This is a genomic window from Micromonospora matsumotoense (assembly GCF_900091525.1).
GTDB classification, from domain to species: domain Bacteria; phylum Actinomycetota; class Actinomycetes; order Mycobacteriales; family Micromonosporaceae; genus Micromonospora; species Micromonospora matsumotoensis.
On the sequence record NZ_FMCU01000012.1, the window covers coordinates 84,538 to 97,476 of the forward strand.

15 protein-coding genes are annotated in these 12,939 nt (G+C 72.9%); 10 read left to right on the plus strand and 5 right to left on the minus strand.

Annotated elements, in window-relative coordinates:
- Positions 1-51: 51 nt before the first annotated feature.
- From GA0070216_RS22280 to GA0070216_RS22290, 3 genes are all read left to right on the plus strand, one after another.
- Positions 52-276 (plus strand): DUF3039 domain-containing protein, encoded by a 225-nt coding sequence (locus GA0070216_RS22280; RefSeq protein ID WP_176739083.1) that lies wholly within the window; start codon positions 52-54, stop codon positions 274-276.
- A gap of 43 nt (positions 277-319) precedes the next feature.
- Positions 320-970, plus strand: coding sequence for a trimeric intracellular cation channel family protein (locus GA0070216_RS22285; protein WP_091249598.1), 651 nt, complete (start codon positions 320-322; stop codon positions 968-970).
- Between the two features lie 155 nt (positions 971-1,125).
- Positions 1,126-2,859: a DEAD/DEAH box helicase gene (locus GA0070216_RS22290; RefSeq protein ID WP_091249600.1), complete on the plus strand. Its 1,734-nt coding sequence runs from the start codon at positions 1,126-1,128 to the stop codon at positions 2,857-2,859.
- A gap of 240 nt (positions 2,860-3,099) precedes the next feature.
- Here GA0070216_RS22290 and GA0070216_RS22295 read toward each other — a convergent pair whose 3' ends face one another.
- Together GA0070216_RS22295 and GA0070216_RS22300 are read right to left on the minus strand one after the other, a co-directional pair.
- On the minus strand, positions 3,100-3,333 hold the full coding sequence (locus GA0070216_RS22295) for a DUF7455 domain-containing protein (protein ID WP_091249861.1): 234 nt from the start codon (positions 3,331-3,333) through the stop codon (positions 3,100-3,102).
- A gap of 248 nt (positions 3,334-3,581) precedes the next feature.
- Entirely contained in the window at positions 3,582-5,192 is a 1,611-nt protein-coding gene (locus tag GA0070216_RS22300) for an RNA polymerase sigma factor (RefSeq protein WP_091249603.1), read from the minus strand.
- Between the two features lie 457 nt (positions 5,193-5,649).
- On the opposite strand from GA0070216_RS22300, the gene GA0070216_RS22305 reads away from it, so the two are divergent.
- Positions 5,650-6,471, plus strand: a complete 822-nt coding sequence (locus GA0070216_RS22305) for an inositol monophosphatase family protein (RefSeq protein WP_091249606.1) — start codon at positions 5,650-5,652, stop codon at positions 6,469-6,471.
- A gap of 233 nt (positions 6,472-6,704) precedes the next feature.
- On the opposite strand, the gene GA0070216_RS22310 is transcribed toward GA0070216_RS22305, so the two are convergent.
- Positions 6,705-7,220: a LytR C-terminal domain-containing protein gene (locus GA0070216_RS22310; protein WP_176739084.1), complete on the minus strand. Its 516-nt coding sequence runs from the start codon at positions 7,218-7,220 to the stop codon at positions 6,705-6,707.
- 431 nt (positions 7,221-7,651) lie between these two features.
- Here GA0070216_RS22310 and GA0070216_RS22315 point away from each other — a divergent pair, with 431 nt between their 5' ends.
- The gene (locus GA0070216_RS22315; protein WP_067315205.1) at positions 7,652-7,948 is read left to right on the plus strand and encodes a DUF4193 domain-containing protein; all 297 of its coding nucleotides are present in this window, start codon (positions 7,652-7,654) and stop codon (positions 7,946-7,948) included.
- 132 nt (positions 7,949-8,080) lie between these two features.
- A complete protein-coding gene (locus GA0070216_RS22320) occupies positions 8,081-8,953 on the plus strand; it encodes a hypothetical protein (protein ID WP_245722643.1) in 873 nt (290 codons plus the stop codon).
- A gap of 55 nt (positions 8,954-9,008) precedes the next feature.
- Here the strand turns inward: GA0070216_RS22320 and GA0070216_RS22325 are convergent, their stop codons facing one another.
- Complete coding sequence (locus tag GA0070216_RS22325; RefSeq protein ID WP_091249613.1) at positions 9,009-9,509, minus strand: DUF3093 domain-containing protein; 501 nt, start codon at positions 9,507-9,509, stop codon at positions 9,009-9,011.
- A 42-nt stretch (positions 9,510-9,551) separates the two neighbouring features.
- Between GA0070216_RS22325 and dut the strand changes: the two genes are divergently transcribed.
- From dut to GA0070216_RS22345, 4 genes are all read left to right on the plus strand, one after another.
- Positions 9,552-10,124, plus strand: coding sequence for a dUTP diphosphatase (gene dut, locus GA0070216_RS22330; RefSeq protein WP_245722644.1), 573 nt, complete (start codon positions 9,552-9,554; stop codon positions 10,122-10,124).
- 25 nt (positions 10,125-10,149) lie between these two features.
- Positions 10,150-10,803: a DUF3710 domain-containing protein gene (locus GA0070216_RS22335; protein ID WP_091249623.1), complete on the plus strand. Its 654-nt coding sequence runs from the start codon at positions 10,150-10,152 to the stop codon at positions 10,801-10,803.
- Positions 10,804-11,123: 320 nt separating this feature from the next.
- Positions 11,124-11,504, plus strand: coding sequence for an OB-fold nucleic acid binding domain-containing protein (locus GA0070216_RS22340; RefSeq protein ID WP_091249626.1), 381 nt, complete (start codon positions 11,124-11,126; stop codon positions 11,502-11,504).
- Complete coding sequence (locus tag GA0070216_RS22345; RefSeq protein WP_091249629.1) at positions 11,501-12,184, plus strand: DUF3159 domain-containing protein; 684 nt, start codon at positions 11,501-11,503, stop codon at positions 12,182-12,184. Before GA0070216_RS22340 ends, GA0070216_RS22345 begins: the two co-directional genes overlap by 4 nt.
- 65 nt (positions 12,185-12,249) lie before the next feature.
- Here GA0070216_RS22345 and GA0070216_RS22350 read toward each other — a convergent pair whose 3' ends face one another.
- On the minus strand, positions 12,250-12,939 hold the full coding sequence (locus GA0070216_RS22350) for a potassium channel family protein (RefSeq protein ID WP_091249633.1): 690 nt from the start codon (positions 12,937-12,939) through the stop codon (positions 12,250-12,252).

Sequence of the window (12,939 nt, forward strand, 5' to 3'; positions counted from 1 at the left end):
GCTGCGGTGGACCGGACTCGGTCGACCTGCCAAACTTGTGCAGTTGGAGGTGTGACTGTGAGTACAGAGGTTCTTGAGCGTCCGGAGTTGAAGGACGCCGACACCGGTCCCGAGATGTTCCATTACGTACGCAAAGAGAAAATCGCCGAGAGCGCCGTGATGGGCACCTACGTGGTGGCGCTCTGTGGCGAGACGTTCCCGGTGACCAAGGCCGCCAAGCCCGGCTCGCCGGTCTGCCCCAAGTGCAAGGAGATCTACGACTCGTACCGCGAGTGATCCCGGGCAGCCGGGCGGGCCGCCCGGCGTAACCTACGGCGGTGTGAACACCTCCACCGCCCTGCTCCTGGCCGACCTGACCGGGGTGGCCGTCTTCGCCGCCTCCGGCGCCTCCGCGGCGGTGGCCAAGCGGCTCGACCTGTTCGGCGTCGTCTTCGTCGGGTTCGTCGCCGCGCTGGGCGGTGGGATCTTCCGCGACCTGGTCATCGACGAGGTCCCACCGCTCGCCTTCGCCGACTGGCGCTACGCCGCCACCGCCGCGGTCACCGCCACCGCCGTGTTCTGGCTGCACCCGCAGCTCGCCCGGCTGCGCACCACCGTGCTGGTGCTGGACGCCGCCGGCCTGGGCCTGTTCACCGTCACCGGCACGCTCAAGGCGCTCGACGCCCGGGTGCCGGCGGTCGGCGCCGTGGTGATCGGCATGCTCACCGCGATCGGCGGCGGCCTGGGGCGGGACCTGCTCACCGCCGAGATCCCGGTGGTGCTGCGCCGGGAGATCTACGCCGTCGCCGCCCTCGCCGGCTCGATCATGGTGGTGCTGTTGGCGGGGCTCGGGTACGCCGGGGTGGGCGGGCTGACCGCAGCGGCGCTGCTGGTCTTCGTCCTGCGCCTGGTGGCGCTGCGACGGCGCTGGTCGGCCCCGGTGGCGGCGGTGCGGCCCCCGGAGACCGGCATCGGCCGCCCACCCTCCTGAGGACCGGTCGGCGTGGTGTCGGCTGGGGTTGCCGGGCCCGGCTGGTTATGCTGGGCCGGCCTTCGCGGCATGCCCGGCGCGGAGGCGTTTTCATGGGCGGCGGAACCGTGGCCCTCGGCCCGGATCCGCCTCGTGCGGTCGGAGAGGAGCCTCGGGTGGCACCCCGGTTGCCGGCGTTGGAGACGTTCCCGCCCCTGCGGGCCTGGCAGCGCAAGGCGATGGTGGAGTACCTGCGCCGTCGTACCGACGATTTCACGGCGGTGGCCACCCCGGGCGCCGGCAAGACCACCTTCGCCCTGCGGATCGCCGCCGAGCTGCTGGTCGACGGCACCATCGAGGCGGTCACCGTGGTCGCCCCGACCGAGCACCTGAAGACCCAGTGGGCGCAGGCCGCCGCCCGGGTCGGCATCCAACTCGACTCCGCGTTCCGCAACGCCGACCTGCACTCCGCCGCCGACTTCCATGGCGCGGTCGTCACCTACGCCCAGGTCGGGATGGCCCCGCAGGTGCACCGGCGGCGCACCATGACCCGCCGCACCCTGGTCATCCTCGACGAGATCCACCACGCCGGGGACTCCCGTTCCTGGGGCGACGGGGTCAAGAACGCCTTCGACCCCGCGGTACGCCGGCTGATGCTCACCGGCACGCCGTTCCGCTCCGACGACAACCCGATTCCGTTCGTCACCTACGAGCGCGGCGGTGACGGGCTGCTGCGGTCCCGCGCCGACTCGGTCTACGGCTACTCCGACGCGCTGCGCGACGGGGTCGTGCGTCCGGTGCTGTTCCTGGCGTACTCGGGGGAGACCCGGTGGCGCACCAACGCCGGCGACGAGTTGGCGGCACGGCTCGGCGAGCCGATGACCCAGGACCTCGTCGCCCAGGCCTGGCGCACCGCGCTCGACCCGGCCGGCGACTGGATGCCGCAGGTGCTGCGGGCGGCCGACGCCCGGCTGACCGTGCTGCGCAACGCGGGGATGCCCGACGCCGGTGGCCTGATCATCGCCACCGACCAGCAGAACGCCCGCTCGTACGCCAAGCTGATCGAGCAGGTGACCGGCGAGAAGGCCACCGTGGTCCTCTCCGACGACCAGGGGGCGTCCGCGCGGATTGCGACGTTCGCGGTGTCCCAGCAGCGGTGGCTGGTGGCGGTCCGGATGGTCTCCGAGGGCGTCGACATCCCCCGGCTGGCCGTCGGGGTGTACGCCACCAGCGCCAGCACCCCGCTCTACTTCGCCCAGGCCATCGGTCGGTTCGTCCGGGCCCGTCGCGCCGGCGAGACGGCCTCGGTCTTCGTGCCGAGCGTGCCGCACCTGCTCGGACTGGCCAGTGAGATGGAGGCCGAGCGGGACCACGTGCTCGGCAAGCCCAAGGACCGGGAGGGCTTCGACGACGAACTGCTGGAGCGGGCCCAGCGCGACGACCAGGCCAGCGGCGAGCTGGAGAAGCGGTTCACCGCGCTCTCCGCGACCGCCGAGCTGGACCAGGTGATCTTCGACGGGGCCTCCTTCGGCACCGCCGCCCAGGCCGGCACCCCGGAGGAGGAGGAGTACCTCGGGCTGCCCGGCCTGCTCACCGCCGCCCAGGTGTCGCAGCTGCTGACCAAGCGCCAGGCCGATCAGCTCGCCGCGCAGCGCCGCCGAGCGGCCGTCCAGACCGCTGAGCCGGCCGCTCCGGCCCCCGCCGCCCCCGCGGTACCCCTGAGTGCTGCCCAGCGCCGGGTGGCGCTACGGCGTCAGCTGAACGCTCTGGTGGCCGCCCGGCACCACCGCACCGGCCTTCCCCACGGCAAGATCCACGCGGAACTCCGCCGACTCTGCGGCGGCCCCCCCAGCGCCCAGGCCACCATCGAGCAACTGGAAGAACGCATAGCCACCCTCCAAACCCTCTAACCCCACCCACCCCTGCGCCCCCACCCGCCCCACCCGCCCCACCCGCCCCCCGCCCGGACTCCGGTGATCAAGAGGTTTTGGTCAACAAACGGCGCTCCGGTGACCAAAACCTCTTGATCACCGGAGTCGGCGGGTGCGGTGGGGGGTGGCGAGGTGGGGGTGGGGGTGGGGGTGGACATAAGCCGGCCGGAGGCACCCTTGGGTGCCTCCGGCCGGCTTATGTCGTCGTAGGGGTTACCGTCAGTTCGCCATCAGATCGGCGCCTCGCCAGCTGAACTCCGGGTCCGTTGCGAACTTCACCGTGATCTTCACGAGATCCTCGGCGTACTTGTTCGCGTGGTGCCCACAGAACACCAACTCGCTCCCACCCGCCAGACTGATACGGAGCTTGCCGGCAGCATTGCAGCGGTCGCACCGTTCATCGGCGGCTGGGGGAGCCACCGTTTCGGGCGGCGGCGTGAGGGTCGGGGTCATCGCCTTCCTCCTCTGGTCGTCACCGATGAACACTCTCTTCGGTCGTTGCTCACTCATCGTGCAACACCCTTACCGGGCCCCGCCTTCCCAGTGTGCCCGCGGGGGACCGAGGTCACACCTGACGGGAAGGACAGTGTGCCGTGCCACCAGGGTGCCACGTCAACGATCACAAACACGTATTGGACCGGTCACCTTCGAATGTTCTACGCCTGGTGATCAAACCGACACGACGGGTTGACGTAACCGGCTCAGTCCAGGTAGTCCCGAAGCACCTGGGAGCGCGACGGGTGCCGGAGCTTGGACATCGTCTTGGACTCGATCTGCCGGATCCGTTCCCGGGTCACCCCGTAGACCTGGCCGATCTCGTCGAGCGTACGCGGCTGGCCGTCGGTCAGGCCGAAGCGCAGCCGTACCACCCCCGCCTCGCGCTCGGAGAGCGTCTGCAGGACCTGCTGGAGCTGGTCCTGCAGCAGCGAGAACGAGACGGCGTCGACGGCGACCACGGCCTCCGAGTCCTCGATGAAGTCACCGAGCTGGCTGTCGCCCTCGTCACCGATGGTCTGGTCGAGCGAGATGGGCTCCCGAGCGTACTGCTGGATCTCCAGCACCTTCTCGGGTGTGATGTCCATCTCCTTCGCCAGCTCCTCCGGGGTGGGCTCGCGGCCCAGGTCCTGGAGCAGCTCGCGCTGGATCCGGCCGAGCTTGTTGATCACCTCGACCATGTGCACCGGGATGCGGATGGTGCGGGCCTGGTCGGCCATCGCCCGGGTGATCGCCTGCCGGATCCACCAGGTGGCGTACGTGGAGAACTTGTAGCCCTTGGTGTAGTCGAACTTCTCGACCGCGCGGATCAGGCCGAGGTTGCCCTCCTGGATCAGGTCGAGGAAAGCCATCCCCCGCCCGGTGTAGCGCTTGGCCAGCGACACGACCAGCCGGAGGTTGGCCTCCAACAGGTGGTTCTTGGCCCGCTCGCCATCCCGGGAGATCCAGAGCAGGTCTCGCTGCATGTCCCGGGTGAGCTTCTCCTCGCCGTCGTCGGCGGCACGCAGCCGCTCGGCGGCGTAGAGCCCGGCCTCGATCCGCTTGGCCAGCTCGACCTCCTGCTCGGCGTTGAGCAGCGGAACCTTGCCGATCTGCTTGAGGTACGCCCGGACGGAGTCGGCGGAGGCGGTGAGTTCCGCGTCCCGCCGCGCCTGCTTGAGCGCCTCGGACTCCTCGTCGTCCCACTCGAAGTCGTTGTCGGTGGCGGAGGCGGCGGCATCGGTCTCGGCGGCCCGGGTCAGCTCGGCCGGCTCCTCGACCACCACGTCCTCGATCTCGGCGGCCAGCTGCTCGGGATCGATCTCACCCTCGGCGCCCTCGCCCTTGGCCTTCCCGGCGGCCTTGCCGGCGCCGGCAGCGGCCACCGTCGCCTTGGTGGCGCGGGTGGACTTCGTCGCCTTGGCGGCCGGGGTGGCGGCCTTGGCGGCCACCCCCGCGGTGGTGGCCGCCTTGCGGGGGGCCACCTTGCGCGGAGTGGGCGCGGTGGTCTCCTCGGCGGCGGGTGCCTGCTTCGGGGCCGGCGCGGCGGCCTTCTTGGTCGTCTTGGCGGTGGTGGCGCGCGAGGCCGGGGTGGCCGATCGCGCAGCCGCCACCCGGCGGGGGGAACGGGTGCTGGCGGAGCCGTCGACCACCACGGTGACGCCCGCCTCGGAGAGCGCCCGCAGGATCTTCTTGGCCTGGGCCGGGGTCACCTCGGCGGTCTCGACGGTGCGCGCGAGCTGGGCCGACGTGAGCTGACCACCGGCGCTCTGGGCGTGGGCGATCAGGGTGTCGGTGAGCGAGCGAACGTCGGCGCCGGGCTGGCGGGGTTCTGTCACGAATGACCTTCCGGAGGCGAAGAGCGAGCACGGCCGGGGTCGTCCGGCGCAGCGTGGCGTGCCGTGCCGTGCGATGTCGTTGAGTGACCCCCGTGTCCCGGGCCGGCTGTGCGGCTGCGGTCCGTGGCGCGTGGGCAGGGTGAATTGTAACCCCGGTTGCCGCGATCATCCTGCGGCGCACGGCAACCGGCCGTCTGTACCGCCGGTTCGGCCCGGATGTCGACTTTGTGGCCAGCCGGTCGACCGGGCCGGGAGCGCGGTGGGTCGGTGCCCGGACCTGCCCCCACACCGGTGAGCGTCAGGGCCGCGACCGCGCCTGCCTATGCTGTCCGGACGAGATCGGTGATGTGCCGCGGGGCACGCGTGTCGCGCCGGACGACAGGGGCGGGTCCGTCGGGTCCCGGGTCTCCGCTGGTGCGTCCGGTGCCCGTATCGCGGCGCGAAAGGGGCAGTTTCGATGACCGGTTCGACGCCGACACCGCAGAACCTGCTGGAGATCGCGATCAAGGTGGCCCGGGACGCCGCCACGACCGCGGCCAGGATGCGGGCCGAGGGGGTCTCGGTCGCGGCCACCAAGAGCACCGCCACCGACGTGGTCACCGCCGCCGACCGGGCGGTGGAGCGACAGGTCCGCGAGGCCCTGCGCGCGGCCCGTCCGGACGACGTGGTGCTCGGTGAGGAGTACGGCGGCGCGGAGGCCGGGGCGGTCCGGGCAGGTGGGGTGCGCTGGATCGTCGATCCGATCGACGGCACGGTGAACTACCTGTACGGGCTGCCGTACTGCGCGGTGTCGCTCGCCGCCGAGGTGGACGGCGAGGTGGTCGCCGGGGTGGTCCGCAACGTGTCGACCGGCGAGGAGTGGACCGCCACCGTGGGCGGCGGCGCCTGGCGCGACGGTGCACGGGTGCGCTGCTCCGCCGAGACCGACCTGGGGCAGGCGCTGGTCGCCACCGGCTTCGGCTACGACTCCGGCCGTCGCCTGCACCAGGCCCGGGTGGTCGCCGAGCTGATCGGGGACGTCCGGGACATCCGGCGGATGGGGGCGGCGGCGCTGGACCTCTGCCTGGCCGCCGAGGGGCGGGTGGACGCCTACTACGAGAAGGGGCTGGCCGCCTGGGACCTGGCCGCCGGTGGGCTGGTCGCTGCGGAGGCCGGGCTACGGGTGACCGGGCTGAACGGCGAACCGCCCGGCCCCGACCTGGTCATCGCGGCCCCTCCAGCGCTGTTCACGCCGCTGCACACCCGGTTGGCCGCCCTGGACGCCTCCGGCGGGCCCTGAACCCGGCCGGTCCGGCGGTGGCGGTGCGACCCGGCCTGGACGGTGGGCGTCGACGCCGCGTCGAGCCCCGGTCCGATCCCGCCGCCGGGAGGGTCGCCTGGGTGACTGTTCGTCGGGCGGTCCCGGTGCGGGGCCGGAGCCGCCGACCCGGGGCGTTCCGGCATCCGACCCGGCTGGACGGTGAGCCGTCCCGCGACCACCGGGCGGGTACGCGTCCCGCGACCGGCAGCCGGTTACTTGTTCTCGACCGGCATCGGGCAGGAGCCCTCGGGTGCGGTCGGTGCGCCCAGGTCGCCGAGGGACTGGTTGACCTCGGTGGTGGTGGCCAGTTGCTGGAAGCCGTCGCCCAGCACCACGTCGACCGTGTCGTCCTGGCGCTTCGCGTCGTAGTCCCGTTCGGCGTTGTTGAGGAAGAAGGCCCGCAGCAGGTGCGCGGAGCCGACGCCCTTGGGGCCGAAGCGCAGGAGGGCGACACCGTCGAAGTGCGCGGCGTTGCCCTCTTTCTTGACCTGGAACTTCCGGTTCCGGAAGTCGTCGCCCACGCTGCTGGCCAGGCCCGGCTCGCTGGTGCCGTTCAGGATGTTGATCTTGACATCCTTGTAGGTGCGCAGGGACAGGTCGGCCAGCGGCCAGCCCTCGGGGCAACCCCTGGCGCTGGCCCCGCTGCCCTGGGTGTCGCGGACCACGGCGACGACGACGAAGACCAGGGCGACGGCCGCCAGCAGGCCGACGACAACGAGTGCTCGCACTCGCGCAAAGCTCATCTGGGTGCTCCCGGACAGTGGGTGGTGGCGGCGAACGTCGGCGGCGGGCAGCGTCGTCGGCCGTCGAGTACGCCGCTGAGGTTAACGGTTGTCCGGCAGTCGCGTGGAAACAGTCCGACATGCCGGCGCGCCAACCGGGAACGGGGTACTACTACCCCTATCTTCGTGTCGCCTGAGTCACATTGGGAACATCTTGGGGTGCTGGGGCGTACATCTCAGCCGCGAGGGCGGTATACATGCCTCGCCTGGGAGGGGGTAAGGTACCGCGCTCGTCGGGGCTTGCCCCGGAGGCCTCGATCCAGAGGCCGTCGGGTGGGGCGACCGACACACATTGGTGGCCGGCCAGTGGGAACCGAAACAGCGTCGCCCGGCGTTACAACCGGAAGCGACAACATCGATATGGGAGAGTGAAACCGATGGCCACCGACTACGACGCCCCGCGTCGCGACGAGGTCGACCTCGGCGAGGACAGCCTGGAAGAGCTCAAGGCCCGGCGGGTCGACTCACAGTCGGGCGCCGTGGACGTCGACGAGGCCGAGGTGGCCGAGAGCTTTGAGCTGCCCGGCGCCGACCTGGCCGACGAGGAGCTGACCGTGAAGGTCCTCCCGATGCAGCAGGACGAGTTCCGATGCGGACGCTGCTTCCTGGTGCACCACCGCAGCCAGTTGGCAGTCGAGCGCAACGGCGACCTGATCTGCCGTGAGTGCGTCTGAGTACCCACCACACCGGCGGCGGCCTCCTTGCGGGGCCGCCGCTGCCCGAGCCGCCGTGCGCATACGGCGGGTTGCTGCTTGACTCGTGTAGGCGTCCACCACCACCGGTGGGAACCTCGGGAGGGCAGGCGGATGAACGAGCACGGCGAGCGGCACGGCGAGTCCGACCCGGACGGTCCGCTGTCCGATGCCGGGCCGCCCGTCGCCATACCCGGGAACGGGGCCTCCGGGGGTGATCCGGCTGCTGCCCGGGCCGGCGACGAGCTGGGTGCGACGGTGGCGGCGCTGACCGCCGACGACATCGCGCCCGCCCGGCGTCGGCAACTGCTCACCCGGCTGGTCGGTCAGGCCCGCAGCCGGGGGCTCGCCGACCTGTTCAAGCCGAGGGCGGCGCTGCGCTGGATGGCCGACACGGTCGCCGACGTCGCGCCGCACATCCCGGTCCGGGACCTGGCCACCCTGCGGCGGCACTTCCCCGGCCTGGACGACGAGGCACTCGCCGACCGGCTCGTCCGCAACGCCACCCGGGCCACCGCCGGGGTGGGTGCGGCCGGTGGCGGCGTCGCCGCGGTGGAGTGGGTCGTCGCCCCGACCCTGCTCTCCGCCCCGGTGCTGCTGGCCGCCGAGACGGTGGCCGTGGTGTCGATCGAGCTGAAGCTGATCGGCGAGCTGCACGAGATCTACGGCGCGCCGCTGCCTACCGGCGGGACCCCCCGGACCGTCGCCCTGGTCCAGTCCTGGGCCAGCCAGCGGGGAGTCAACCCGATGATGCCGGGCGTCGGGGTGGGCGCGGTGCTCGGCACCGCCGCCCGCAAGGAACTACGCGACACCCTGCTCAAGCGCTTCGGCCGCAATCTGACCACGCTGGGTCCGTTCCTCACCGGGGCCGCCGTCGCCAGCTACCTCAACCGCCGGGCCACCCGGTCGCTGGCCGATCAGCTCCGCCGCGACCTGCGCAAGCAACGCCGGGAGCTGCCCCCCGGCGGCCGACCCGCGCTGCCCTGACCGGGCTGCCCTGACCGGGCGCGTTCAGGCCGGGCTGGTTCAGGTCGGGGCTGGTTCAGGCCGCGTCGCGGGCGGCCAGCAGCGCGGCGGCCAGCTCGGTCGGCCGGCGGGAACTCACCACCCAGAACGGGGTCGGGTCCGCCGGATCGTCGAGCACCACCTGCACCGCGCCGCCGATCCACGGCCGCTGCACCACGAAGGCCAACGGGTCCGCGCCCACCCCGAGCGCCTCGCGCCGGCCCTCGGCGTCGAGCGGGACGGCGTCGGCGACGTACCGCACGGGCAGGTGGGCGTCGTCGACCCGCAGCTCACCGCCGTCGACCGCGACCCGGACCCGGCCCAGCCACCACAGCCCGGCCAGGACGGCCGGCAGCAGCAGCACGAAGGGCAGCCAGGCCCGCACCCCCTCGGCGCCCATCCACAGCTCGGCGGCGGCGAGCCCGGCCAGGGCGAGCCCGGCCAGCCAGCACCACCACGGCAGACCGAGCCGCTCGGAGTACGCCGGGACGGCCGCGACGCGCGGCGTCGGCGACGACGGGGAAGGCGACAGGCTCACACTCGAAGGGTACGGAACACGACGGCCGGACGACCCGGCAGGATGGCAGGGGCACCCCGTGAACGCCGACGGAAGAGGCAGATCGTGACCCACGTCGTACCCGTGCCCGTGCGGCAGCTCGACCCGGAGCTGCCGCTGCCCGCGTACGCCCATCCCGGTGACGCCGGGGCCGACCTGGTGGCCGCCGCGGACGTCGAGCTGCCCCCCGGCGGCCGGGCCCTGGTCCCCACCGGCGTGGCGCTGGCCCTGCCGGAGGGCTACGTCGGCCTGGTCCACCCGCGCTCCGGGCTGGCCGCCAGGCTCGGCGTGACGGTGCTCAACGCGCCCGGTACGGTCGACGCCGGCTACCGGGGTGAGATCCTGGTCAACCTGATCAACCATGATCGGGACGCACCGGCGAAGATCTCCCGTGGCGATCGCATCGCGCAACTCGTTGTCCAGCGGGTGGAGCGGGCCGATTTCCAACCGGTGGCGGTGCTGCCCGGGTCCCGACGGGGGACCGGCGGACACGGGTCGACCGGCGGCCACGCCGGGCTCGTGCCCCCGCCCGGTGGCCCGACCGGGCCTGAGGGCGCCGACCGGGCGGGCAAACGGACGGAAGAGGTGGCAGGGTGAGTGCGAACAGCGGAGGGTGGGCGCAGTGATCTTCTCCCGAAAGCGGGCCGACGGTGGGCGGCACGCCCGTGACCAGCGGGCCGACGTCCTCGACTCGTCCGAGGCGGCGGGCCCGGCCCGTGGCCCGTACGACCTCGCCGAGGCACCGGACGACGTGCAGCGCCTCGACCTGGGCAGCCTGCACATCCCGGCGGTGTCCGGGGTCGAGGTGCGGGTGCAGGCCGACCCCCAGGGCGTCGTGCAGCAGGTGGTGCTGGTGCACGGGGACAACGCCCTCCAGCTCGGTGTCTTCGCCGCGCCCCGCTCCGAGGGCATCTGGGACGAGGTGCGTGAGGAGATCCGGCAGTCGCTGATCGGCGACGGCGCCACCGCCCAGGAGGCCCAGGGCGAGTACGGCATCGAGCTGCACGCCCGGGTGAATACCCCGGACGGACCGACCGACCTGCGCTTCGTCGGCATCGACGGGCCGCGCTGGATGGTGCGGGGCGTCTACCAGGGTGCCGTCGCCACCGACCCGGCCGCGGCCGGCCCGCTCGCCACCTGCCTGGACGGCCTGGTGGTCGACCGGGGGCAGGAGGCGAAACCGGTCCGCGAGCCGCTGCCGCTGCGGCTGCCCCGGGAGATGGCCGACCAGGTCGAGGGCGGCGACGCCGCGGCGACCGCCCCGCGCGAGACCTGACCGACGCGGTCCGGGCCGGACGTCGCCACCCGAGGTGGCCGCGTCCGGCCCGGACCGCTGTCCGGTGGTGGTGGCGTACCGGCAGGGGGTCCGTCGGCACCCTCGTCGGGGTTGCGGCCGGGGACACCCCGGGCCGGGCGGTGGCGGCGGGACGTCGGGCCGGGTGGCCTCCGGCCGGGCGGGTCGGGCGTCGGCCGGGACGGGCTCACCGCACCGACGCCGTCGGGGGCCGATCGGCGTACGCTGGCGGCACGGTCCCGCTCCGGGGTCGGGGCAGCGCCGGTGCCGACCGGTCAGCGTGGAGAGGTGACGCGGAGGTCATGTCGACCGACGAGAGCCGGATGTCGCTCCGGGGCATCCTGCGCCGGTTCACCGCCAGCGAGGCCGAGATCGAGGCACAGGAGCTACGCCGGGAGAGCGCCGAGTCCGGTGGCGTGCTGGCCCGTCAGTGCATGCGGGGGCAGGTGGTCTCGGTCGCCGGGCGGCTCCGCACGGTGGTCTACACGCCGCGTACCAACCTGCCCACCCTGGAGGCCGACCTCTACGACGGCAGTGACGTGGTCACCCTGGTCTGGTTGGGTCGACGGCACATCGTCGGCATCGAGCCGGGCCGGCACCTCACCGCCCGGGGCCGGGTGTCCGTCCGGGACGACCGCAAGGTCATCTACAACCCGTACTACGAGCTGGAGTCGCCGAAGTGACGACGGGACAGCCCCCGGCCACCGAGCCGCAGACCACCCCGGCGGACGACGAACAGCTGCCCAGCCTCGCCGAGCAGATGGCCGACCAGTTGGGCGGCTGGCGCGGGCTGGTCGAGTCCAGCATCCCGGTGGTGGTCTTCGTGCTGGCCAACGTGGTCGGGGAGCTGCGGCCGGCGGTGATCGCCTCGATCGGGGTGGCGCTGCTGATCGCGGTGGTCCGGCTGGTCCAGCGCCGCCCGGTCCGGCACGCCGTCAACGGGCTCTTCGGCGTCGGGATCGGGGCGGCCATCGCCTGGCGTACCGGGGACGAACGGGACTTCTACCTCCCGGGCATCCTCTACGGCATCGGCTACGGCATCGCCCTGCTGCTCTCCGCGGCGATCCGGCAGCCCCTGGTGGGGTGGATCTGGTCGGTGCTGGTGGCCAAGGGGCGCTCCGAGTGGCGCGACGATCCCCGGCTGGTGCGCACCTTCACCCAGCTCACCGTGCTCTGGGGCGTGGTGTGGCTGGCCAAGGTCGGGGTGCAGGCCGGGCTCTACCTGGCCCACCAGGACACCGCCCTGGGGGTGGCCCGGCTCGCCCTCGGCTACCCGCCGTACGCGCTGCTGCTGCTGATCACGGTCTGGACGGTGCGTCGGGTGACCCGGGAATCCGCCCCCCAGCCGCTGCCCGGCGGCTGAGCCGGAGCATCCTCCGTCCGTTCGGCTGCGGGACGCCTGAGCTGGCCCCCGGCGCCGCCGGCGGCTCAGGCCGCGCCCCGGGTCCGTTCCACGCTGTCCGGGCCGAGGATCACCGCGCGCACGTCGTCCTCCACCTGGGCGGTGCACACGAAGATCAGCTCGTCGCCGGCCTCTATCGGGTCGTCGGGGCTGGGCACCAGCACCCGCTTGCCGCGCAGGATCGCCACCAGCGCGGCGTCCCGGGGGAGCGGCACGGCGTGGATCGGCTGGCCGACGTAGGGCGCGGTCGGCGGCAGGGTGATCTCCACCAGGTTCGCCTCGCCCTGCCGGAAGGTCATCAACCGGACCAGGTCGCCGACGGTGACCGCCTCCTCGACCAGCGCGGCCATCACCCGGGGCTTGCTGACCGCCACGTCGACGCCCCACTGCTCGTTGAAGAGCCACTCGTTCTCGGCCCGGTTGACCCGGGCCACCACCCGGGGCACCGCGAACTCGGTCTTGGCCAGCAGGGACACCACCAGGTTGACCTTGTCGTCGCCGGTGGCGGCGACCACCACGTCGCAGCCCGCGACGTTCGCCTCCTCCAGGCTGGCCAGCTCGCAGGCGTCGGCCAGCACCCAGTCGGCGGTGGGCACCCGGTCCGGGCGCAGCATCCGCGGCTGCCGTTCGATCAGCATCACCTGGTGGCCGTTGTCGATCAACTCCTGGGCGATCGACCGGCCCACGTTGCCGGCGCCCGCGATGGCGATCCGCAT

Bases quoted from the DNA above. Each gene is read 5' to 3' on its own strand.
- GA0070216_RS22295 (WP_091249861.1), bottom strand. From the start codon at position 3,333: ATGACCCCGACCCTCACGCCGCCGCCCGAAACGGTGGCTCCCCCAGCC.
- GA0070216_RS22305 (WP_091249606.1), top strand. From the start codon at position 5,650: ATGACCGGTTCGACGCCGACACCGCAGAACCTGCTGGAGATCGCGATC.
- GA0070216_RS22315 (WP_067315205.1), top strand. From the start codon at position 7,652: ATGGCCACCGACTACGACGCCCCGCGTCGCGACGAGGTCGACCTCGGC.
- GA0070216_RS22320 (WP_245722643.1), top strand. From the start codon at position 8,081: ATGAACGAGCACGGCGAGCGGCACGGCGAGTCCGACCCGGACGGTCCG.
- dut (WP_245722644.1), top strand. From the start codon at position 9,552: ATGGCAGGGGCACCCCGTGAACGCCGACGGAAGAGGCAGATCGTGACC.
- GA0070216_RS22340 (WP_091249626.1), top strand. From the start codon at position 11,124: ATGTCGACCGACGAGAGCCGGATGTCGCTCCGGGGCATCCTGCGCCGG.
- GA0070216_RS22350 (WP_091249633.1), bottom strand. From the start codon at position 12,939: ATGCGGATCGCCATCGCGGGCGCCGGCAACGTGGGCCGGTCGATCGCC.